Source organism: Ruegeria sp. BHSB056, from assembly GCF_059613305.1.
This window is the reverse complement of sequence record NZ_JBXWSG010000011.1, coordinates 22,144-43,060: the sequence shown is the minus strand read 5'-3', so window position 1 is coordinate 43,060 and position 20,917 is coordinate 22,144. Positions and strand designations below refer to the sequence as shown.

Below are 20,917 nucleotides of genomic sequence, written 5' to 3'. Positions count from 1 at the left end.
ATGAACATGACGCCGCCGGAGGCCCCTGAGGATGGTAAGAACCACCCCGGGAATACGCCCCCGGCGGCTTCTGTTTGTCTACCCACATCCCTGACGATCCTGAAAAAAAGAGCCGATTTCCTGAAAGCCGCCCGCGCGCGCAGGCAGGGAACGTCTTCGATGATGGTGCAGGCCCGCAGACGCGCTCCGGATGAAGCGGTGGGGCTGCGCGTTGGCTTTACCTGCTCAAAGAAAGTCGGCAACGCCGTGGCCCGCAATCGTGCCAAGCGCCGCCTGAGAGAAGTCGCACGGGCCGTCTTGCCTGTGTATGGTCTTGAAGGTTGGGACTATGTGCTGATCGGGCGGGCTGATGTAACCGCCGATCTTCCTTATGACGTCCTGCTGAGCGACTTGCGGTATGCGCTTCGCAAAGTGCATGCGGATCGCAAATGACCTTTCTGTCCCATATCGTCGCCCTGCCCGTTCGCGCGTACCGGCTGATTTTCAGCCCCTGGGTTGGTTTCAACTGCCGCTATCAGCCCACATGCTCGGCCTATGCACTGGAAGCATTGGAAAAACATGGCGCGATCCGGGGATCGTGGCTGGCTGCGCACCGGATTTGCCGGTGCCACCCCTGGGGCGGTGACGGTTACGATCCGGTGCCCGACAATGCCGACCCTTAAGTCAACGCCAGGTTGCCGCGGTCGGTGAAGCTGCGGGTCGGAATGACCTCTCGGTCCAGTTTCCCCATCAACGTATGGTGCAGGTCTTCGAAAAACCGGGGCGAATCGAAATACCAGTTGTGTGTCGCCGATGGCCCATCCCCATATTCATCGCGGGTATTTTTAAAATAAGACCCGCAATACAGATTAACCGCTTTCTCAGGCCGGTCGTTTGGCATTCCGACACGGCCCAGTCGGCGCGATACCCCGACACGCTTGACCTCTGAAATCGACAATACCTCGTCAAAGGGGCTGTAATAGCATGTCAGCCTTGTACAACGTCGCATCAGAGAGGACGTCTTGGAACTGCCGTCACGGAACGATTTCGCGGACACATCCGCCGCGACAAACGCGATCTGGCTGGTCATCCAGCTGTGTTGCGCGGTTTCGTGGTCGTCATCTGCATAATCCATGGCTTCGCGCACCAAGAACGTGCCCATGGAATGCGCCAGAACATGGACGTTGTACCGGCAATCCGTGGTCTGCATCCGGGACAGCCGCGTGATCCCGTGACTGAACAATTTCTCTGCCGCACGCCGCGCGTCAGCCCGGTCAACATTGTAGCCCAGAACCGATCCATCGCTTGGCCAGTCATAACTGATGACCACACCGTTAAAACCATGCGCCTCAAGACCGGTGCGTATTTTGCGGTGACGTTCCAGCATCTGGTATTGCTCGGTATTGAACCCGTGCACGAAGACGACAAAATGCCCGTTCTCGGTAGCCGTCGCCCCGGCTTCGGCCTGAATCCGGCTTATCCATTGAGATTGCGGTATTTCATGCTGCCGCGCCGGTTGCCCGACATTTCCTGGAATAGCCAGATATCGCGCGGCGCCCATCTTGTTTGAATAGTGATCGCCGCTGCGGGCGCGGACGGAAAAGAAATAGTCCATAAAATACCTCCTGAAAAATACGCGCAGGGTAACACGGGTGTAACTACTCTCCAAATGCGGTTGATCCTGCTTCTACGCCTTGCCCGGGCCTTCGGTCCGCTGTAACCACGGCGCATGTTTGATGATGCAGACGATATCCACCCGCTGTTTGCCGGCGCGCCCTCGACAACCGAGTTCAAGAAGCTGCGTAAACGTATTGTGCGCCAGACCCGTGAAGCGATCGAGCAATACGGGATGGTGGATCCGTCCGCCCACGACAAGGATGGCAAGCCACCTCGCTGGCTGGTCTGTCTTTCTGGCGGCAAGGACAGCTATACATTGCTGGCCGTTCTCTACGAGCTCAAGTGGCGGGGCCTGTTGCCTGTCGATCTGCTGGCCTGCAATCTGGATCAGGGCCAGCCGGGCTTTCCGGCCACGGTCCTGCCCGAGTTTCTGGGTCGAATGGACGTACCGCATCGGATCGAATATCAGGACACATATTCCGTTGTGATGGACAAAATCCCACAGGGCCGGACCTATTGCGCCCTGTGTTCCCGTTTGCGCCGTGGCAACCTCTATCGCATCGCGCGCGAGGAGGGATGCTCGGCGGTCGTCCTGGGGCACCACCGCGACGATATCCTTGAGACGTTTTTCATGAACCTGTTCCACGGCGGCCGCCTGGCCACGATGCCGCCGAAACTGGTGAACGAAGAAGGCGATCTTTTCGTATTCCGCCCGCTCGCCCATGTCGCCGAAGCCGATTGCGAGAAATTTGCCAAGGCAATGCAATACCCGATCATTCCCTGTGACCTGTGCGGCAGTCAGGATGGGTTGCAGCGCCAGCAGGTCAAACAGATTCTGGATCAATGGGAAAAGAACAGCCCGGGTCGGAGACAGGTTATGTTCCGAGCGTTAACAAATGCGCGGCCATCGCACCTTCTGGATGGAAAGCTGTTTGATTTCATTAACCTTTCACTAAACTCCGACGGAAAATCCGGAGATTTGGATAAGATTCCGCTTCTGCGTTAACGACTGACTCAGACTGGTTTCATAGGCTTTGCCTTGTGCAGATCATGCCCAAGGCCAGAAAGCTGATGCGGAACCATCCCCTTACCGACCGTTTTGTCCATTCGTTGAAAACCGTTCTGGGCGGCCCAGCCACGCTGGCCTTTGTTCCGGCGCTTTGCCTGAGTGCATTCTGGATTGGGGGCGAGCAGGCCCTGGTCGTACTGGCCCTGTGCTTGCCTCTGATCGTCGCAGGCATCAATGCGTTCGCAGCCAATCCGTCGCGTAAAGGGCTTTGGCGTCCCGGCGGTCTGCTGTCAAAGGACCAGTTCGAAACAGTTTTGGAAGAGGTATTTGCGGATGCCCGCCTGAAGGGGGAAAACTCGGCCTGCTTCGCGGTGGTTCTGGATGACTTTACGCAATTGCTTGATCTGCACGGACAGGCGGCGGCGAACCACGTTGCACAGCAGTTCTGCTCACGCGTTTTGTACATGATCCGCTCCAATGATTGCGCAACCCGGATGGGCGGAAACAGGATGATGGTTGTTCTGCACCCGGCACGGCAACTGGATCTTGAAGCTTGTATTCAGATGTCGGGCCGTATGCAAAACGCCGTTGAAGACCCCATCATGTTGAACGGCACCGGCGTGTATATGTCCTGTTCGATTGGCTTTTGCTTGAGCAGCAGTATCACTGACGGCTCTGCGGTCGATTGGCAGGAAGCCGCAAACAACGCCCTTTTGGAGGCACAACAAAACGGGCCATCCACGATTCGCGCTTTTTCCTCACAGACGCGCAGACGGGCGCAGGTCAGGATCAACTTGCGCAAAGAATTCGAAGCGGCGCTGGACAGCGGTGAGATCCGCCCGTGGTTTCAACCCCAGATCTCAACCGATACCGGGCGTATCAGCGGGTTTGAGGCTCTGGCCCGCTGGGAACATCCGAAGAAAGGGGTTCTTGCCCCCAATGTGTTCCTGCCCTTTGCCGAACAGGCCGAACTGATGGACCGGCTGGGGCAGGCCATGCGGCATCATTCCTTCTCTGCAATGCGCGATTGGGATCGGTCCATGCTGTCTGTGCCGCGCATTGGGATAAACTTTTCATCTGACGAACTGCGTAATCCGGGCCTGATCGACCGTCTGAAATGGGAACTGGATCAATTCGATCTGACCCCCGACAGGCTGGCGGTCGAGGTGTTGGAAACCGTGTTCTCCAGACGGCCCGACGATGTCATCACCCGCAATGTTACCGGGCTTGCGGCAATGGGGTGCTGTATTGATCTGGACGATTTCGGGACAGGACATGCCTCGATCGGCTCTATCAAACGGTTCAACGTATCGCGCATCAAGATCGACAGGTCATTTGTTGCCAAAGCAGATCTGGACCCAAGCCAGCAACAGCTTGCCAGCGCCATTCTGATGATGGCAGAACGTTTGCATCTGGAAACTCTGGCCGAAGGTGTCGAAACGCCGGGTGAGCACGCGCTGATGGCCCAACTGGGTTGCGATCATGTTCAGGGGTTTGGCATTGGCAAACCCATGCCATTCGAAAAAACCAAGGATTGGATCACGTCTTACCGCAACAAGGTCGACGGTGTTCCCAAAATCGGGCGACAAACGCAGTAGGGAACCGGAAATCGTGACAAAGAAGACCCCTCCGTGACGAAATGACGGGCGATTCCGCTTGACCTTTGGGTCTGCACTCTGTTGAACCCTGCGGGTGTCTTTCACTGCTCAAGGTGGCTGTCCCCGATGGACGATCAGAACAAGAACCTTATCCTCGCAACCGCGCTCAGCTTTCTCGTGATCCTGGTCTGGTTCGTGCTGTTCCCCCCTCCGGAACAGACGACAACGCCGGATCAGGCTGAAATAACCAGCGTCGAAGGCAGTGAGGTTCAGACGCCCAGCGCAGCGGACACAAGCACTGTCGGAGAGGCAACTGCGGCCGCCACCGAAGCTGAACCCGATGCCGAGGCGCCCCGCATCAATATCGACACGCCCCGCCTGACCGGCAGCCTGTCCCTTGCTGGCGGTCGGATCGACGAGCTGTCATTGAAAGACTACAAGGTCTCGCTGGCCGAGGATTCTCCGATTGTCGAGTTGTTGTCGCCAGTCGGATCGCAATCCGCCTATTACGCCCTCTATGGCTGGGCCCCTGGCGCGGGCCTGACCGGTACCGATGTTCCCGGACCAAATACGATTTGGGCGCTTGAGCAGGGCGGAACCCTGGGTGTTGACACACCTGTGACATTGGTCTGGGAAAACGGCAACGGACTGACGTTCCGCCGCACCATCGCGGTGGACGACAACTACATGTTCACGGTCACGCAATCTGTCGAAAACGCGACCGGAACTGAAGTTGGATTGGCCCCTTACGGCATTCTTGCGCGCCACGGCATCGGCGAAGACGGTGACCTGCCCGGCCTGAAAAACTTCTTCATTCTGCACGAGGGTGTGATCGGTATGGCCGATGGCACTCTGACCGAAGTGGATTATGGCGACGTTCGTGATTTTGATATCGATGCGGACGAGCGCGCGCAGGCCGAGGTATACCAGGTCAAGGACAACGGCTGGATCGGTTTCACCGATCACTTCTGGATGACCACCCTGATTCCGGAACCCGGTTCTGCGTTCAAGGCGGCAGCTAAATACGACTCGCGTCGTAAGATTTACCAGACAGAAACGGTGTTGCCGACGCTGACTGTAGCACCGGGTGCGACCGAGCAGGTGACAACCCAGCTGTTTGCCGGTGCAAAAGAGTGGGAGACCATCCGCGAATACCAGGCTGACGGTGTGCAGAAATTCATCGACAGCATCGACTGGGGCTGGTTCTTTTTCCTGACCAAGCCGATTTTCTGGCTGCTACACAACATTCATGCGCTGATCGGCAATATGGGTTGGTCCATTATCGGCCTGACACTGATCATCAAGGCAATACTGTTCCCGCTGGCCTTCAAGTCCTACGTCTCGATGGCGAAGATGAAGGAACTGCAACCGCAGATGGAAGCTCTGAAGGAAGCTGCAGGCGACGACCGCCAAAAGATGCAGCAGGGCATGATGGAGCTGTACAAGAAGGAAAAGGTGAACCCCGCTGCCGGTTGTTTGCCGATCCTGTTGCAGATCCCGATCTTCTTTTCACTGTACAAGGTGATCTTCGTAACAATCGAACTGCGTCAGGCACCGTGGTTTGGCCCGTTCAAGGACCTGAGCGCACCTGACCCGACCTCGATCATGAACCTCTTTGGCTTGCTGCCCTGGGCTGGCCCGCAGCCGGACACCCTGATGGCGCTGATCTTTATCGGTATTCTGCCGTTGCTGCTGGGGATCTCGATGTGGCTGCAACAGAAACTGAACCCGGCACCAACCGATGCCACACAAGCGATGATCTTCGCGTGGATGCCCTGGGTCTTCATGTTCATGCTGGGCGGCTTTGCGAGCGGTCTGGTCGTGTACTGGATTGCGAACAACACGATTACCTTTACGCAGCAATATCTGATCATGCGCAGTCAGGGCTATACGCCGGATGTGTTCGGAAACATCAAATCCGGCTTTAAGCGATTGCCGAACACGGACAAGAAATGAGCGGAACAGTTTCAGGCCTTTGGCGTCACCCGATCAAAAGCCATGGGCGTGAAGCCCTGAGCCTGATTACCCTCAACCCCGGGCAGACCATGCCCGGGGATCGCGTTTGGGCGGTTGCCCATGAAGCGGCCAAGACCGACGGGACGGAATGGGCCCCGTGTGTGAATTTCAGCCGCGGTTCAAAAGCCCCCAAGCTGATGGCGATCTGGGCGAAACTGGACGGCGAGCAGGTCACTTTGCGCCATCCGGACCGCCCGGACCTGAGCTTTCACCCCGACACGGAGCAATCGGTTTTCCTGGATTGGGTAAAGCCGCTTATGCCCTCGGATCGCGCTGCGTCCACCCGAATTGTCCGGGTGCCCGGGCGCGGTATGACCGATACCGATTTCCCGTCAATCAGCCTGTGCAACATGGCGTCTCATCGCGCTGTTGAACAAAAGCTGGGCCAGTCTTTGTCTGCGGCGCGATGGCGCGGGAACATCTGGTTCGAAGGCCTGCCTGAGTGGGATGAATTCAACTGGCTGGGCCGAGACCTTCACATTGGCGAAACCGTGCTCCGGGTGCGCGAGCGTATCGTACGCTGTCTGGCCACCACCGCAAATCCGGAAACCGGCGAACGCGACGCGGATACTCTGGGCGCGCTGAACAGCTGGGATCATCAGGATTTCGGTGTCTATGCAGAAGTCATTCAGGGTGGTGAAATCCGCCTGAATGATACGCTGGAGGTGCTATGACCACGCTTCCGTTTCCGCTGGCCGAAGAGCCGGATGACTTCGCCAAAGAACGCGGTCGCAAGCTGTTTGCCGGCCCGTCTGAATTTGTCAAAGGCGTGGTCGCCATGACCGGTCTGCCCGCCCCTGACCGGCTGGAGGTTTGCTTTGCCGGGCGCTCGAATGTCGGCAAATCCAGCCTGATCAATGCGCTAACCGGAACAAAGGGGCTGGCGCGTGCCTCGAACACACCGGGCCGTACGCAAGAAATCAACTTCTTCACGCAAGGCCCAGACCTCTATCTGGTGGACCTGCCGGGCTATGGGTATGCCAATGCACCGGTTAACGTGGTGGAAAAATGGCAGAAGCTTCTCAAGCAATACCTGAGCGGTCGTCAGACGCTGCGCCGTGCCTTTGTCCTGATTGATGCGCGCCACGGGGTTAAACCGGTCGACGCTGAAATCATGAAGTTGCTGGATACCAGTGCCGTGACCTTTCAATGCGTTCTCACCAAGGCCGACAAGGTCAAGGCCAACGAGCGCGAGAAGGTTCTGGAACAAACCCGTGCGGCTTTGTCCAAACATCCCGCAGCATTCCCGGAAATCGTCCTGACCTCGTCCGAAAAAGGCGACGGGATTCCGACCCTGCGCTCGATCATTGCGCATCTGGAATAGCTTCGCCCTTGGCAGCGCGGTGCAAAGGCCCTAACACGGACGGTCAGAGGGACCTTAGCAATGAAGACACGTGACATGAACCGGGACTGGATCGCCACCGCAGCAACCCTGAACAGCGCATTGCCCTATCTGCAGCGCTATGATGGGGCCATCGTCGTCATAAAGCTGGGCGGGCATGCCATGGGCAGTGACGAGGCGATGGAGAGCTTTGCCCGCGATGTCGTCTTGATGCGGCAGGTCGGCGTGAACCCGGTTGTTGTGCATGGCGGTGGTCCAATGATCAACGCGATGCTGGACAAGCTGGATATCCAGTCCGACTTTGTGAACGGCAAGCGCGTGACCGACACGGCAACCGTCGAAGTTGTCGAGATGGTTCTGTCTGGCCTGGTGAACAAGCGGATCGTTCAGGCGATCAATGGTCAGGGCGGCTCGGCCGTGGGTTTGTCGGGCAAGGATGCAAACCTGATGATCTGCGACCAGACGGATGTGTCGCTGGGTTATGTCGGCACCCCTTCCGACATGAACCCGAAAATCCTGCATGATTTGTTCTCACATGATGTGATCCCGGTTATCGCGCCTCTGGGCGCGGGCCGTGAGGGTGAAACGTTCAACGTGAACGGCGATACGGCTGCCGGGGCGATAGCCTCGGCCTTGAAAGCAGACCGCCTTTTGTTGCTGACTGATGTCTCGGGCGTCAAGAACGCGGCGGGCGATGTGGTGACCGAGCTGAAAGCCGGCCAGATCCGCGAGATGACCCGCGAAGGCACCATCGCGGGCGGTATGATCCCCAAGACCGAAACTGCCCTCGATGCCCTGCACAGCGGCGTTCGGGCCGTCGTGATACTTGACGGGCGCGCGCCAAATGCGGTTCTGCTTGAACTGTTCACGGAACATGGCGCCGGGTCGCTGATACGGCCAGACTGATCGCAGCAACAGCCGAGGGAAGATGACAGACCTTGCGCAACCTTCCTCAGTTCCAGATGCGGAAATCTATGGCCGCGTAGAACATGCGGCGCGTCAGGCGGGGTTGATTGTCATGGGCGCGCTGCATCCTCATCGCGTGGCAGCCCGGCAACTTGACACTGGCACTCTGATCTTGCTGGGCGCGGGTCCTGATTTCTGGCCTGCTCTGAAAGCCTCGCCGGAATGGCGGGGGCCTGATCCAGTAGACCGCTGGTCAACCAGAACCGTCGGCCAGATGGCGCATGCGTTCGGTGCACAGGCCTATTTCCCCTTTGGTGGTCCGCCCTATGCGCCATTCATCGACTGGGCCCTGAAATCGGGACGCACTTTCAGCAGCCCGGTGGGGGCCTTGGCACATGACACGGTCGGCATGATGATCTCATATCGCGGCGCACTGCATTTCGCCCATGAGCTTGCCATCCCCGAGGCGTCCGGCGTTTCCCCCTGTGACACCTGCGCCGCGCCGTGCACGACGGCCTGCCCTGTCGGCGCGCTGAACGCGCAAAACTTCTATGACATCGCAGCCTGCCACAACCATCTTGATACCGCTAAGGGGCAGTCCTGCATGACGGGCGGCTGTCTGGCCCGCCTCGCTTGCCCGCTCAGCGCTGGCGCAGGGCGCGATCCCGAACAATCAGCCCATCATATGATGGCTTTTCACCCGTCATGACCCGCACCCTGATCCTGACGCGTCACGCCAAATCCAGCTGGGACAATCCGGGACTTGGCGACCATGAACGCCCCCTGAACAAGCGTGGGCGCAGGTCTGCCCCCGCCATTGGTGCATGGCTGCGCGATAACGGCTGGCTGCCGGAAGAAGTGCTAAGCTCGACGTCAACCCGCACCCGCGAGACATGGGCCCGGATGGGGTTAAAGGCCGATAAGGTCCGCTTTCACAAATCGCTCTACCACGCCGACGCGGACGGCAAGTTGCGCGAGTTAGCAAGCGCCACGGAACCGACTGTGTTGATGTTGGGCCATAATCCCGGAATCGCCGAATTCGCCAACCGCCTTGTGCAACGGCCGCCGGATCACATGCGCTTTTTCGACTATCCGACTTGTGCAACCACTGTGCTGAAATTCGACGCCGACAGCTGGTCAGACGTGCGCTGGCATAAGGGCACCGTGCTGGGCTTCACCACTGCGCGTGAGTTGCTGGAACAGAAAAAGGCGGGGCAAAACCCCGCCTTTCCACCATCTTGATACGTTCAGTGTCCCAGAATCTGGCTGAGGAACAGTTTGGTCCGCTCACTTTTCGGATTATTGAAGAACTCTTCCGGTTCGTTCTGTTCCACGATCTGGCCCGCATCCATAAAGATCACGCGGTTGGCGACCTGACGGGCAAAGCCCATCTCGTGCGTCACGCACAGCATGGTCATGCCTTCCTCGGCAAGCTCGATCATGGTGTCGAGCACCTCTTTGATCATCTCGGGGTCCAACGCCGATGTCGGTTCATCGAACAACATAATCCGCGGCATCATGCACAGCGAGCGGGCGATCGCCACACGCTGCTGCTGACCACCGGACAGCTGTCCGGGGTATTTCAGCGCCTGATCCGGGATTTTCACCTTTTCCAGGAAATGCATCGCGCGCTCTTCGGCCTCTTTCTTGGGCGTCTTGCGCACCCAGATCGGGGCCAGCGTGCAGTTCTCCAGAATGGTCAGGTGCGGGAACAGGTTGAAGTGCTGGAACACCATCCCAACCTCGGACCGGATCTTGTCGATGTTCTTGAGGTCATTCGACAGCTCGGTCCCATCCACGATGATCGTGCCCTGTTGGTGTTCCTCCAACGCGTTCAGGCAGCGGATCAGGGTAGATTTCCCTGACCCGGACGGACCCGCGATAACAATCCGCTCGCCCTGATTGACGGTCAGATTGATGTCGCGCAGCACGTGAAAGGACCCGTACCACTTGTTCATGTTGGTGATTTCGATGGCGACCTCGTCGCTCACCTGCATTTTGGAACGGTCGATTTCGCGGTCAATTGCAAGTTCAGACATGTGTTGAACTCCTTAACGGTGGCCAGTCTGAAGCTTGCGCTCCAGATACATGGAATAACGGGACATAGAGAAGCAGACGATGAAGAACAGGAACGCGATGAACGCGAACAGTTCCCAATAGATGCCGTTCCAGGCCGTGTCGGCGCGGATAGCAGAAGCCAATCCGATCACGTCGAACAACCCGATAATCGACACCAGCGTCGTATCCTTGAAGATCCCGATGAATGTGCTCACGATGCCCGGAATTGAGATCTTCAGGGCTTGCGGCATGATGATCAGCCTCTGCGCCTGCCAGTAGTTCAGGCCCAAACTGTCGGCGCCTTCGTACTGACCTCGTGGCAGGGCAGCCAGACCACCCCGGATCACCTCGGCCATGTAGGCCGCCGAGAACAGGGTCATCATGATCATCACCCGCAGGATGATGTCAAAGTTGGTGCCCGGTGGCAGGAACAGGTTCAGAAGCAGCGACGCCACGAACAGCAAAGTGATCAGCGGCACACCGCGAATGAACTCGATAAAGCCCACGCACAGGTATTTGACGATCAGCAGGTCGGACTGACGCCCCAGCGCCAGAACGATTCCGATCGGAAGTGAGACACCAATGGCCACAACGCCCAGCAGGATCGCCAGCATGAAACCACCGAACTGACGGCTTTCAACCGCTTCGATGCCAATCGGCAGAACCGAGCTCATCGCGACCGTGAAGTAGCTGGACAGCACCAGCCACCAGATCACTGCGGCAACAACCGCACCGATCATACCCACCAGTTCGCTCACCTGTTTGCTGAGAAACGAGTATACGAACCAACCGGCGACAAACCCAAGCGCGGCCGAGATTGGCCCCCAGATGGTTCCGCCCCACATCAGGAAAGGCATCAGGAACGGATAGATTGCTGAAAAGATCAGCATCTTGGTTGGGACGCGATCCGAATACAGAACCGGCGCCAATGCGACCAGCAACAGAACCAGCGCAAGGATCGGTCTCCAGTACAGATGGCTTGGATAGAAGCCAAACAGCAACTGTAACCAGCGGTCATTGATAACCGCCCAGCAGGCGTGCCCATGGGTCGATCCCCAGGTGGCCATCATGATCTCGCGGCACTCGTTGAGAGAGTCTGCATTCCACACGGACTGGAAAATCCATGGCAGAACACCTGACAACACGTAGTAGATCGCGTAGAGCGAAACCACCGTCAGGATCGTGTTGAACCAACTTGAGAACAGGTTGTGCTTGACCCATCCCAGCGCACCGACCTCGGAAGCAGGCGGTGCCTGCTCGGGCAGCATTTCCGTGCGGACAAATGAAACATCACTCATATTACCGCTCCACCAGTTTTACACGGTTGTTGTACCAGTTCATCACCGCCGAGATACTCAGCGAGATGGACAGATAGACCAGCATCAGCAGCAGAACACATTCCAGCTCGCGCCCGGTTTGGTTCATGGTGATGCCGCCAAGGGTCCCCGTGATGTCCATATATCCGACCGCAATCGCCAGTGACGAGTTCTTGGTCAGGTTCAGATAATTCGATATCATGGGCGGAATGATCACCCGCAATGCCTGCGGCAGGATCACAAGGCGCATGGTCCGGCCCGGGCGCAGACCCAGCGCCGATGCGGCTTCGGTTTGGCCTTTCGAGATGGCCAGGATACCCGCACGAACGATCTCGGCGATGAAGGCCGCCGTGTAAAGCGACAAGGCCAGCCACAGCGCGATCAGCGAGTTACGCAAATGTGTGCCGCCGGTAAAGTTGAAGCCTTTCAGCTCAGGGAAACCAAGGTGGAACCCCAGGATGGTGAGAAGGACGATCATCGGCACAAACAGAATACCCAGCTGGATGTGCCAGATGGTCGGACGATCACCGGATGCCTCTTGCTTGGCTTGTGCCCAGGCGGAAACCTTGCGCATCGCAAAGATGCTGCCGCCGAGCACGATCAGAATGGCGATCAGGTCCAGCGAGATATCGAACCGTAAGCTCGAAGTCCCGAATATATGGATATCACCCAGGCTGCGCGAAAACAGGAATTCCGGGACATAAATCCCGCGATTGGTCACCGCGACCGAATCGAACAGATTCATCGTGGCTTCTGGGTTTTCTCCGCGGAACGCCCTTGGTGCTGGCAGGCTTTCGATCAGAATGGCCATGGCCAGAACGATCCACAGCAACACAGGTACGTTGCGGAACATCTCGACATAGACGGTCATGATCCGCGCAACCAGCCAGTTGTTGGACAGGCGCAGAACACCAACCAAAACACCGACTATAGTTGCTGTGATACAACCAAGAACCGCCACAACCAGCGTGTTCAGCAAGCCGATAAAGGCGGCGCGCAAGTGACTGTCGCGCGAATCGTATTCAAGCAAGCGTTGGTTGATATCGTAACTGGCCGGTTCTGCGAAAAAGCCGAACTCAACCGGTTTCCCAAGGGCTTCGAGGTTTTGGATGGTATTGGAAATGATCCAGGCTGCCAGAAGCATAAAACCAATCATTGCGATAACCTGAATGGTCGCAGATCGGTACCGCGTATCATAAAGGAGCATGGACAGCCGGAACTGCTCCTTCGGCGGGTCAGTGAGAGTCGTCATGACCTATGTATATCCCCGTGCATCCCGTAAATATGTCGGCAGAGTTGATCCCTGCTCAAAACCGTACGGGCGTGATTCTTATGGATGGAAAAAGGGCGCAGGTTGCCCTGCGCCCTTCTCCGTCGATATTAGCGGAACGGCGGCGAGTACAGCAGGCCGCCTTCGGTCCACTGTGCGTTCAGGCCGCGTGCCAGACCAATCGGGGTTTCTTCACCGATGTTCTTGGCGAACACTTCGCCATAGTTGCCACCGGCTTTGATCGCCTTGGCTGCCCAGTCAGCGTCCAGACCCAGCATTTCACCCAGGGTGCCTTCGGTACCCAGCAGGCGGTTGATTTCCGGGTTATCAGTTCCAGCGGCCAGTTCGTCGATATTGGCCGAGGTTACGCCCAGCTCTTCAGCCGAGATCAGCGCGTTCAGAGTCCAGCGCACAACGTCGCCCCACTCGTGGTCGCCGTGGCGGACCAGCGGGCCCAGCGGCTCTTTCGAGATGATTTCGGGCAGCAGGATGTGATCACCGGGGTTTTCGAATGTGGCGCGTGTTGCCGCCAGACCCGAAGCGTCGGTGGTGTAAACGTCACATGCGCCAGCCAGATACTGCTGCTGTGCTTCGGCGTTGGTTTCGATCGGAACCGGTTCGTAGCTGATGTTGTTCGAACGGAAGAAGTCCGCCAGGTTCAGCTCGGTTGTGGTACCGGTCTGGATACAAACGGTTGCGCCGTCCAGTTCCTTGGCCGAGCTTACGCCCAGTGCCTTGGGAACCATAAAGCCCTGACCGTCATAGTAGTTCACACCGGTGAATTCGAACTTCAGGTCGACGTCGCGGCTGAAGGTCCAGGTGGTGTTACGCGCCAGCATGTCGATCTCGCCCGAGGCCAGAGCGGTAAAACGCGTCTTACCGGTGGTCGGAACGAATTCTACCGCGCTTGCGTCGCCCAGAACGGCTGCGGCGACAGCGCGGCACAGCGATACGTCAAAGCCCTGCCATTCGCCGTTGGCGTCAGGAGCAGCAAAGCCAACCAGACCGGTGGTCACACCACAGTTCAGCTTGCCGCGCGCTTTAACGTCGTCAACGGTCCCTGCCACGGCTGCGCCAGCAGCAAGACCGGCAATCGTTGCCGCGCCCAAGATTACGGATTTTTTCATTTTTACCTCTTCCTGATTTCCCGCCCCATCAGAGGCGGCTCTGCCCGGCAAGTGGATGCCGGATAGGTTACTCCAAAGGTGTCTCCCCTTTAGTGGCACTGAGTTTGGGCGTATTCATAAACAAACGTCAAGGGTCGGATCATCGAAAACGATGGATCAGACCCCAACCAATTTGAACATTTGGCCAAAAATCGGAAAATAAGGATCAAACCGACATATCAAAGAAGCGTTTAGCATGCAGAAATGCGGCTTTCTTCGTTTCGGCAACCGCATGGGCCTCGTCATCGTGACCCCATTGTTCGACCTGCCAGGTTTCGTCCAGGCGCGAAATGCGCCAAATTTCGGCTGGTTCGCGCCAATCCATGGCAGCTGCAAACCCGAGAATCAATGACCCCGACAAGCTGACCAGATCGTGGAACGCCGCCAGTTGGAACGCGTCCAGCGCATGGACGCGAGCACGCAGCGCCGACAGGGCTGCGTCAGATTGCGGCTTGTGCAGCACACCGATAACTGGCCGCAAGCGAGCAGACAGTGCGACCTCGGCCCAATCCAGTACCGGGTCCCATTCGGTGCTTTGACGTTCCTGCAACTCTGACGGGTGTGTCGCCCGATAACATAGCAGGTCGGAATCGCCGTAATCCGCAAGCATGTCGGCAACTTCCCCATGCTGGGACCGAACCTTGTCGATTGCCGCATTCGCCGATCGGGTGCATGGCATCGTCGTCGGATCTACCTCACTCTGCTGGGCATCCCATTCCGCTGTAACCGCTTCGGCCATGGCGCGGGTCGGCAGGATCAACGCTGCTTTGGCAGGGGTCTTGACGCGGCGGCCATCCAGTTCAACCGTAAACCCACCTTCAACATCGATGGTCCGGCTTTCTTTCCAGAAGCGTTTCGGTTTCCAGTCACTCATGTTTCAGTTCCATATCCCGGCCAGCGCAGTGGGCAACTGGTCAAAGGTCTCAATCATGCAGGTGGCCGAGGTCAAAGCAGACCGATCATGGTATCCCCATGCCACGCCGATGCCGCGCACCCCGGCAGCGGCGGCCATGTCCATGTCATAGCTTGTATCGCCGACCATCACCGCGCAGTCGGGTTCGACACCGGTCTCGGCCAACGCGGCCTGCACCATGGACGGATGCGGCTTCGACGGATGGTGGTCGGCGACCTGCCGGGTGACGAAGTAGCGCTCAAGCCCATGCACTTCGATCAACGCATCAAGCCCGCGCTGGGATTTGCCGGTTGCCACCCCAAGAAGCACTTCGGGTACGGCGTGCAAGGCTTCAATTGCCTCTCGCGCGCCGGGATAGAGCGGAGAGCTGGCAGCGCCCAAATCCAAGCGATGCGCGTGATAAGCTTCCTTGTACCCTTCAACGAGATCGTTCTGGACCGAGGAAGGTTGGTCCGGAACCAATCGTGCGATGGCATGTGGCAGGGACAGCCCGACAATGGACAGGATCACCTCTCGCGTCGGTACAGGTACCGACGCCGCCTGAAAGCTGGTGGTCATGGCGTGAACGATACTGCCCTGACTGTCGACCAGAGTGCCATCGACATCAAACAGAACCAGCCGCAGGGGTGCGCTCATTGCAGCGCCTCAAACGGGTCGTCTGCGGCCAGATCTTCGGTCCAGCCGAAGGTGTCCCAGCTGTGTTTCATATGTTCCGGCAAGGGCGCGGTCACGGTCACAGGTTTGCGCGTTATCGGATGCAGGAATGACAGTCGCCGCGCGTGCAAATGCAGCTTTTTGCTGATGATCCCACCCAGTTGCGCGCCCCAGCCATCACCCAGGTTTTCCTGCCCCGAGCCACCGTATTTGCCGTCGCCGATGATCGGATGCCCGATCGCTGCCATATGCGCGCGCAGTTGGTGGGTGCGGCCCGTGATTGGCTCCATCGCCACCCAAGCGGCGCGCCCGGCCACCCGGTAGAGGGTCGCATAATGTGTATGCGCCCGTTTCGCACCGGGGGTGCTGTCGATCTCGTTCATATGGACGGGGATCATCTTTTCACCCTCGCCATGCGCGCCATGACCAGCTGCTTTCACAAGTCCCGTCTTGATTTCACCCAGATATGGCGTGGGAACACCTGCAACCAGCGCCCAGTAAATCTTGCGTGTATCGCGGTGACGGAAAGCGGCTGTCAGCCCCTTTGCCGCTTCGCGCGTGCGGGCCAGCAGCAGAACTCCTGACGTGTCCTTGTCCAGGCGGTGAACCAGACGCGGGTTTTCGTCATACCCAAACCGCAACGCCTCGGACAGGCTGTCGACATGCCGGGTCTGCCCGCTGCCGCCCTGTACCGGCAGGCCCTGCGGTTTGTTCAGGGCCAGAATGTGATCATCACGGTAGATCACGCAGGACTGGATCATCTTGGCATCCGCATCCGAGATACGATGCTTGACCTCAACCGGTTTGTGATCAGGCCCCGGCAACGGCGGCACACGAACCACCTGACCGACCTCCAATCGGGTCGAGGCCTTGGCCCGGCTGCCATCCACACGCAGTTCTCCCTTGCGGCACATCTTTTCGATGCGGCCCTGGCTGACATGCGGGAACAGGCGGCGCAACCAGCGGTCCACACGCTGATCGCCGTCCCCTTCAGCGACTGTAATCATCTGTACGCCACTCATGCCATTGCCCCTTGCGCCGCGCGGGTGATCCGCCCGGATTGTGTCTTTGTCCGTGTCCCAGAAATCATGGGGGTCTCTCGCGCGCAATGCGGCAAGAGTCAAGGTATCAGACAGGAACCTTTGGCGTTCGAGGGGGCTCAGCACCGCCCGCCACTTCTCGGCACGATCAATACATTCCCAGCCAGCCTAGCTGTTGCGCTGGGTCCGAAGCTTGGCGAAGTAATCGAGGCGCTTTTTCAGCTCACGCTCGAACCCACGCTCGACCGGTTGATACAGAACCGGGCGTTTCATCGTTTCAGGGAAATAGTTCTGACCGGAAAACCCGTCTTCGGCGTCATGGTCATACGCATAGCCGGCACCATATCCCTGATCCTTCATCATTGATGTAGGGGCATTCAGGATATGTTTGGGCGGTGGCTCGCTGCCCGATTGCCTGGCCAGCCGCATCGCTGCCTTATAGCCGACATAAGCACCGTTGGATTTCGGGGCCAGGGCCAGATAGACCAACGCCTGCGCCAGCGCCAGCTCACCTTCGGGGGAGCCGAGCCGCTCATACGTTTCCCAGGATTGCAGGCAGATGGCCTGTGCCTGCGGGTCGGCCAGGCCGATATCCTCAACCGCCATCCGTGTGATCCGACGCGCCAGATAGCGCGGGTCTTCGCCCCCTGTCAGCATTCGCGCGAACCAGTACAGCGCCGCGTCCGGGTCGGACCCGCGTACCGATTTGTGCAGGGCTGAAATCAAGTTGTAATGTTCATCGCCCGACTTGTCATATTTCGCCGCCCGCCGCATCAGCCGCGTCGACAGCGCGTCCGTGTCCAGTGGCGCATCCACCTTCCAGGCCGAGACCTGTTCGATCAGGTTCAGCAACGCCCGCCCGTCACCATCGGCCATTTCCTGCAACGCATCGCGGGCTGCGGGTGTCAACGGCAACGCGCGGTCCAGCTCTTTTTCGGCACGCTGGGTCAGGCGTTCAAGATCGGAAAGACCAAGCCGTTCCAGCACCAGAACCTGCGACCGGCTGAGAACCGCAGCGTTCAGCTCAAAGGACGGGTTCTCGGTCGTGGCCCCGACCAGAAGGATCGTGCCGTCCTCCATATGCGGCAGAAAACCGTCCTGCTGCGCCTTGTTGAAACGGTGGATCTCGTCCACGAACAGCAAGGTCCCCTGCCCGTTCTGACGCCTGATCTTGGCCGCTTCGAAAACCTTCTTCAAATCCGGCACACCGGTGAAAATCGCACTGATCTGAACGAAATGCAGATCGGTTTCCTGCGCCAGCAACCGTGCGATCGTCGTCTTGCCGACACCGGGCGGCCCCCAGAAGATCAGGCTGGACAGACTGCCTGACGCCAGCATGACCCCCAGCGGCGCATCCGGGCCAAGAACCTGTTCCTGACCGATGACCTCGGTCAGTGACTGCGGGCGCAACCGGTCCGCCAGGGGACGGTGTGGCGCAGCGGTGGGTTCCGTTGGCCCGGTATCGAACAGATCGCTCACGGGTTACAGCCGGAACCGCAATGAGACTGACCGGCCACCGCGCAGAAGACCCATCTGCACACGACGACCCGGATCTGTCAGCGCATTCTCCACATCCCCAGGACGTTCGATGTCATTGGAATTGATGCTTTCAAGAATATCCCCCGATCGCAAACCCGCGCGTCCACCATAGGGGCCGGGATCAACAACAACGACACCTGTCTGGGACAGTGGCAAGCCCATATCGGAGATCACCGCAGGGTTGACGCGGGACACCACCAGCCCCGGCAGGACAGTGTCTTCATCCAATGTCGTCTTTTCAGCTGCCGGGACTTCGGGCGCTTTGATCAGCGCCACCTCAACCTCTTCGCTCTGGGTGCCGCGCAGCCGTGTCAGAACCGAGGTTCCCCCCACCCCTGCAACGGACATGCGAAACTTCATCTCGGCGGGTGAGTTCACTTCGTCCCCGTCCACATGGGTCACGACGTCCCCCACCTTGAGCCCCGCCTCGCGCAGAGGGCTAAGGTCATGCAGGTCCGAGATGACAACGCCCAGCGGAATGTCAAGACCAAGGGATTCAGCAATGTCCGCGCTCATATGCTGACCGGTCATGCCTGCCCAGGGGCTGACAAAACTGTCATTGCCCTGCTGCGCCTGTTTCAGAAACTCGGCCACAAGATTTGCGGGGATGGCAAAACCAATGCCATTCGACCCGCCGGAGCGTGTCAGAATAGACGTGTTGATCCCGATCAGGTCCCCGTTCACATCAATCAACGCACCGCCAGAGTTGCCCGGGTTGATGGCCGCATCCGTCTGAATGAAATACCCGCGTGCATTGCCTGTCGCCGTACCTGTGCGCGCCAAGCCCGAAATGATACCAGAGGACACCGTCTGCCCCACCCCGAACGGGTTGCCGATGGCAAGGGTCAGTTCGCCAACCTCGACCTGATCGGAATCGCGCAGGGTCAGGTAGGGCAGGTCTTGCGCCTGTTCCAGCCGCAGGATAGCAATGTCGCTTTCCTTGTCGCCCAGCACCACCTGAGCTGAAAACTCACGCCGATCCGTCGTCACCACCCGGATTTCGGTTGCCATGCCGACCACATGATAGTTGGACACCACATAGCCGTCCTCAGACAGGATCACGCCCGAACCCAGCGAGTTCTGCACCCGTTGGCGCGGTTCGTTAAAACCGCGGCCAAAGAAGTCCTCAAAAAACGGGTCCGAGAAAAACGGGTTCGCCCGCCCCTGCCGCACGATCTTGGCATAGATATTCACCACCGCCGGTGAGGCCTGTTTCACCACCGGCGCAAACCCAAGGCTGATTTCGGCCTGCGATGTGGGAACTTTGGTTTCGGCATGTGCTGAAACGGCCAGAGTGGCCAACAGCAAAGAGCACAAGATTTTCCGCATCATCTTTCCGTCGATTACCCGCCCATCGGATATGCGAGGCATCAGGCAGGATTGCAAGCGCGATGCGGCCACTTGCGCGTTGACTTGGGATGGTCGGGTTGGAATTGTCCGCCCGAAATCACCAAGAAGAACGGACAGATTGTGCCCAAGAGAATTTGCCTGAAACGGCCAAAGAAATTGCAAATATTAACCCTGATCCTCGCCGCAAGCCTTGGGCTGACTGCATCAATGGCACAAGCGGATACCAAACTGACCATGGGGACAGGCGGTAAAAGCGGTTACTACTTCAGTGTTGGCAATCTGCTGTGCAAGTCATTTGCCCAAGGCACGAGTGGTTACAAATGCAGCGCGCGGCCTACAGATGGTCCGAAAGAAAATCTGCCCAAGCTGCGACGTGGCAAGTTCGACATCGTCGTGGTGCGGTCCGACTGGGCCAAGGACGCGCTGGCGGGGGCAGGCTATTTCGAAAACAAAGGCCCGGACCCATCTCTGCGCTCATTGTTTGCGATCCACAGCGAACCCATGACCATTGTGGCGCGCAAGGGCTCCGGGATTAGTTCCATCAAAGACCTGGATGGAAAACGTGTCCGGCTGGGGGGCTCTGCGTCCTACCTTGCTCGGCAACTCCCCTATGAACAGACCTGGGATGTCTCGGCATTTCGTACCGTCAAAGCGCGCGAGGTGACGCAGCTACGAAAGGCTCTTTGTTCCGGAGACATCGACGCCATTGCCAACGTGGTCGGCCATCCGTCAGCTTCGATTCAAAAGACAGCGCAGACCTGTCCGATTCAACTGGTTGAGGTTTCCGGAAGCGAAATCAACCGTCTGGTTTCCAAATCCGATACACTCAGCAAAGTGACGATTCCCGCGAACACTTATAAAGGTGTGGCATCCGCGACCAGAACGTTTGGCTATAAGGCCACATTGCTGAGCAATGCCGGCGTTTCTGATGAGGATGTTTATGCTTTCGTCAAATTCACGTTTGAGAACCTGCCTCAGTTGGCAGGCAAACACCCGGCCCTGAACGGGTTGCAGCCATCCGACATGATCAAGGGTAGCTTACCGGCACCGTTGCATCCGGGTGCGGCCCGGTACTACCGGGAACAGGGCTGGTTGAAATAGATTTGTTGTTCGGCACTTGCCAAAAGAAAAACCCCCGCGTCCG

At 58.3% G+C, this 20,917-nt stretch carries 21 protein-coding genes; 11 read left to right on the top strand and 10 right to left on the bottom strand.

The window, feature by feature from the left end:
- Positions 1-6: 6 nt before the first annotated feature.
- Both rnpA and yidD read left to right on the top strand, forming a co-directional pair.
- Complete coding sequence (rnpA, locus tag AC2FND_RS04845) at positions 7-432, top strand: ribonuclease P protein component (RefSeq protein ID WP_209598858.1); 426 nt, start codon at positions 7-9, stop codon at positions 430-432.
- Entirely contained in the window at positions 429-662 is a 234-nt protein-coding gene (gene yidD / locus AC2FND_RS04840) for a membrane protein insertion efficiency factor YidD (protein WP_209598859.1), read from the top strand. The genes rnpA and yidD overlap by 4 nt, the downstream gene beginning before the upstream one ends.
- Here the strand turns inward: yidD and AC2FND_RS04835 are convergent.
- Entirely contained in the window at positions 659-1,594 is a 936-nt protein-coding gene (locus AC2FND_RS04835; RefSeq protein ID WP_496768234.1) for an alpha/beta fold hydrolase, read from the bottom strand. The genes yidD and AC2FND_RS04835 overlap by 4 nt on opposite strands.
- A gap of 114 nt (positions 1,595-1,708) precedes the next feature.
- On the opposite strand from AC2FND_RS04835, the gene ttcA reads away from it, so the two are divergent.
- From ttcA to AC2FND_RS04795, 8 genes are all read left to right on the top strand, one after another.
- Positions 1,709-2,602 carry a tRNA 2-thiocytidine(32) synthetase TtcA gene (gene ttcA, locus AC2FND_RS04830; protein WP_496768232.1) on the top strand — a complete coding sequence of 298 codons (894 nt, stop codon included), beginning with the start codon at positions 1,709-1,711 and terminating at the stop codon, positions 2,600-2,602.
- Positions 2,603-2,646: 44 nt separating this feature from the next.
- The gene (locus AC2FND_RS04825) at positions 2,647-4,203 is read left to right on the top strand and encodes a putative bifunctional diguanylate cyclase/phosphodiesterase (RefSeq protein WP_496768231.1); all 1,557 of its coding nucleotides are present in this window, start codon (positions 2,647-2,649) and stop codon (positions 4,201-4,203) included.
- A gap of 126 nt (positions 4,204-4,329) precedes the next feature.
- Positions 4,330-6,159, top strand: a complete 1,830-nt coding sequence (gene yidC, locus AC2FND_RS04820; protein ID WP_496768229.1) for a membrane protein insertase YidC — start codon at positions 4,330-4,332, stop codon at positions 6,157-6,159.
- Complete coding sequence (locus tag AC2FND_RS04815; protein ID WP_496768227.1) at positions 6,156-6,893, top strand: MOSC domain-containing protein; 738 nt, start codon at positions 6,156-6,158, stop codon at positions 6,891-6,893. Before yidC ends, AC2FND_RS04815 begins: the two co-directional genes overlap by 4 nt.
- Entirely contained in the window at positions 6,890-7,543 is a 654-nt protein-coding gene (yihA, locus tag AC2FND_RS04810) for a ribosome biogenesis GTP-binding protein YihA/YsxC (RefSeq protein WP_480547311.1), read from the top strand. Before AC2FND_RS04815 ends, yihA begins: the two co-directional genes overlap by 4 nt.
- A 60-nt stretch (positions 7,544-7,603) precedes the next feature.
- Entirely contained in the window at positions 7,604-8,467 is an 864-nt protein-coding gene (gene argB, locus AC2FND_RS04805) for an acetylglutamate kinase (RefSeq protein ID WP_496768226.1), read from the top strand.
- 22 nt (positions 8,468-8,489) lie between these two features.
- Entirely contained in the window at positions 8,490-9,176 is a 687-nt protein-coding gene (locus tag AC2FND_RS04800; protein ID WP_496768224.1) for a ferredoxin, read from the top strand.
- The gene (locus AC2FND_RS04795) at positions 9,173-9,709 is read left to right on the top strand and encodes a SixA phosphatase family protein (RefSeq protein WP_496768222.1); all 537 of its coding nucleotides are present in this window, start codon (positions 9,173-9,175) and stop codon (positions 9,707-9,709) included. Before AC2FND_RS04800 ends, AC2FND_RS04795 begins: the two co-directional genes overlap by 4 nt.
- 5 nt (positions 9,710-9,714) lie before the next feature.
- Here the strand turns inward: AC2FND_RS04795 and AC2FND_RS04790 are convergent, their stop codons facing one another.
- From AC2FND_RS04790 to AC2FND_RS04750, 9 genes are all read right to left on the bottom strand, one after another.
- A complete protein-coding gene (locus AC2FND_RS04790) occupies positions 9,715-10,506 on the bottom strand; it encodes an amino acid ABC transporter ATP-binding protein (protein ID WP_280922443.1) in 792 nt (263 codons plus the stop codon).
- Between the two features lie 12 nt (positions 10,507-10,518).
- On the bottom strand, positions 10,519-11,823 hold the full coding sequence (locus AC2FND_RS04785) for an amino acid ABC transporter permease (protein ID WP_496768219.1): 1,305 nt from the start codon (positions 11,821-11,823) through the stop codon (positions 10,519-10,521).
- A gap of 1 nt (position 11,824) precedes the next feature.
- On the bottom strand, positions 11,825-13,093 hold the full coding sequence (locus tag AC2FND_RS04780; RefSeq protein WP_209505881.1) for an amino acid ABC transporter permease: 1,269 nt from the start codon (positions 13,091-13,093) through the stop codon (positions 11,825-11,827).
- Between the two features lie 128 nt (positions 13,094-13,221).
- On the bottom strand, positions 13,222-14,238 hold the full coding sequence (locus tag AC2FND_RS04775) for an amino acid ABC transporter substrate-binding protein (RefSeq protein WP_209598866.1): 1,017 nt from the start codon (positions 14,236-14,238) through the stop codon (positions 13,222-13,224).
- Positions 14,239-14,443: 205 nt separating this feature from the next.
- Positions 14,444-15,151, bottom strand: coding sequence for an ATP12 family chaperone protein (locus tag AC2FND_RS04770; RefSeq protein ID WP_496768217.1), 708 nt, complete (start codon positions 15,149-15,151; stop codon positions 14,444-14,446).
- 3 nt (positions 15,152-15,154) lie between these two features.
- Positions 15,155-15,826 carry an HAD-IA family hydrolase gene (locus AC2FND_RS04765; RefSeq protein ID WP_209505876.1) on the bottom strand — a complete coding sequence of 224 codons (672 nt, stop codon included), beginning with the start codon at positions 15,824-15,826 and terminating at the stop codon, positions 15,155-15,157.
- Positions 15,823-16,866 carry an RluA family pseudouridine synthase gene (locus AC2FND_RS04760; RefSeq protein WP_209505873.1) on the bottom strand — a complete coding sequence of 348 codons (1,044 nt, stop codon included), beginning with the start codon at positions 16,864-16,866 and terminating at the stop codon, positions 15,823-15,825. Before AC2FND_RS04760 ends, AC2FND_RS04765 begins: the two co-directional genes overlap by 4 nt.
- 186 nt (positions 16,867-17,052) lie before the next feature.
- Positions 17,053-18,363 carry a replication-associated recombination protein A gene (locus tag AC2FND_RS04755; protein ID WP_496768215.1) on the bottom strand — a complete coding sequence of 437 codons (1,311 nt, stop codon included), beginning with the start codon at positions 18,361-18,363 and terminating at the stop codon, positions 17,053-17,055.
- 3 nt (positions 18,364-18,366) lie between these two features.
- A complete protein-coding gene (locus AC2FND_RS04750) occupies positions 18,367-19,755 on the bottom strand; it encodes a trypsin-like peptidase domain-containing protein (protein WP_496768213.1) in 1,389 nt (462 codons plus the stop codon).
- A gap of 174 nt (positions 19,756-19,929) precedes the next feature.
- On the opposite strand from AC2FND_RS04750, the gene AC2FND_RS04745 reads away from it, so the two are divergent.
- The gene (locus tag AC2FND_RS04745) at positions 19,930-20,874 is read left to right on the top strand and encodes a TAXI family TRAP transporter solute-binding subunit (RefSeq protein WP_496768211.1); all 945 of its coding nucleotides are present in this window, start codon (positions 19,930-19,932) and stop codon (positions 20,872-20,874) included.
- Positions 20,875-20,917 lie beyond the last annotated feature (43 nt).